Annotated in this window: 1 protein-coding gene and 2 rRNA genes; 1 reads left to right on the plus strand and 2 read right to left on the minus strand. The window is 58.5% G+C overall.

Annotated elements, in window-relative coordinates; all coding sequences use genetic code 11:
* Positions 1 to 794 (plus strand): hypothetical protein (locus FNL14_RS23395; RefSeq protein ID WP_181762723.1); only part of this gene is annotated, 794 nt, incomplete at its 5' end.
* 296 nt (positions 795 to 1,090) lie between these two features.
* Here the strand turns inward: FNL14_RS23395 and rrf are convergent.
* Both rrf and FNL14_RS20270 read right to left on the minus strand, forming a co-directional pair.
* Positions 1,091 to 1,207: ribosomal RNA gene (gene rrf, locus FNL14_RS20265) — 5S ribosomal RNA — on the minus strand.
* Between the two features lie 213 nt (positions 1,208 to 1,420).
* A 23S ribosomal RNA gene (locus FNL14_RS20270) occupies positions 1,421 to 1,596 on the minus strand; the annotation flags it as partial.

Consider the following 1,596-nt stretch of genomic DNA (forward strand, 5'->3'; position numbering starts at 1 on the left):
CGCGGACGATCCCCAAACGAACGGTTCTCCCGATCGCCATAAGGCTTCCGATCGCCGTCACCGAACGGCTTACGGTCGCGGTCCCCGAAAGGCTTACGCTCACTGCCACCAAAGCCTCGGCGGTCACCCTCGCCCTCGCGGCGCGGACGATCACCAAAGGGCTTCTTGTCGCGGTCGCCGAAGGGCTTGCGCTCACCGCCACCAAAGCCTCGGCGGTCACCTTCACCGTCGCGGCGCGGACGATCACCAAACGAACGGTTGTCCCGTTCGCCATAAGGCTTACGATCGCCGTCACCGAACGGCTTGCGCTCACCGCCACCAAAGCCTCGGCGGTCACCTTCACCATCGCGGCGCGGACGATCACCAAAAGGCTTCTTGTCGCGGTCGCCGAAGGGCTTTCGCTCTCCCCCGCCGGCTGCACGGTTGGAGGGATCGTTGTTGTCCCGACCGGGCCGGGAGCGGAATCCCCGGGGTTCCCCGCCGGAGTTGTTGTGTCCGCGGAATCCGCCGCGGTCATTCCCGCCGCGGTTGCCGCCGTTGTGCTCAGCCATGTGGATTCCTCCTGTTGTGAGCCGACCACTGGCGCAACTGCAGCCGCTCGTATCCGTGTTTCGTTTTCCTACGCAACCCGAAATCAAGCGCTTCGAAGTCCGTACATCTTCATCAATTCTAGTGGAGTTGCTTCCCGGGGCAGGACAGGGCAGCAGCCAGGCAACAGCATCGTGGCCATCTTCACACTTCCCAGGACGCTCTCTCACTTGATGCGCGTTTTGGAGCCACGCTCTCTGACTTGATGCGCGTTTTGGAGCCACGCTCTCTCAGTTGGCGTGTTGTTCCATATGATGCTCATCCGTGTCATAGCGGATGACGGCCTCGGGTGTCGGATGCTGCAGACTGGCCCTTTTCATGCGGCCGGGCGAGAGAAGGTTGAGGTTGAAACGACATCAAGTGAGAGAGCGATGGCGGAAAACACACGTTAAAGGAGGGAGGGCTCATGGAAAACCCGCGTTAAAGGAGAGAGGGTCTCTTGGTTTGTGCGTTAAATGTGGGAGGCCCCAACCGTGATGGTTGGGGCCTCGACCTAATGGTTGTCCGGCGGTGACCTACTCTCCCACACCCTCCCGGGTGCAGTACCATCGGCGCTGTGGGTCTTAGCTTCCGGGTTCGGAATGGGACCGGGCGTTTCCCCCACGCTATGACCGCCGTAACCCTTGTACCCGACCCCCGGTGATACTGCCTGGGGGTGGGAAAACTGTGGTTACAACATTGTGGTGTTGTTATTGTGTTGTGTTTTTGTTCCCTGGACAACATTTTTGGTTTGTTGTTTGGGAACCACATAGTGGACGCAAGCAGTCTTGTTTATCTTTTTACCCTGCTTCATGGTGTGAACGTCTTTTGAATCCGTTCACGAAGAGGGTGTGTGGTGTAAGTTATCGGCCTATTAGTACCGGTCAGCTTCACGAGTCGTTAGTCCTCGCTTCCACATCCGGCCTATCAACCCAGTGGTCTGGCTGGGGGCCTCTCACACACAATGGTGTATGGAAATCTCATCTTGAAGCGAGCTTCCCGCTTAGATGCTTTCAGCGGTTATCCCAT

The organism is Pseudarthrobacter sp. B4EP4b (assembly GCF_006680095.1).
Classification (GTDB): Bacteria; Actinomycetota; Actinomycetes; order Actinomycetales; family Micrococcaceae; genus Arthrobacter.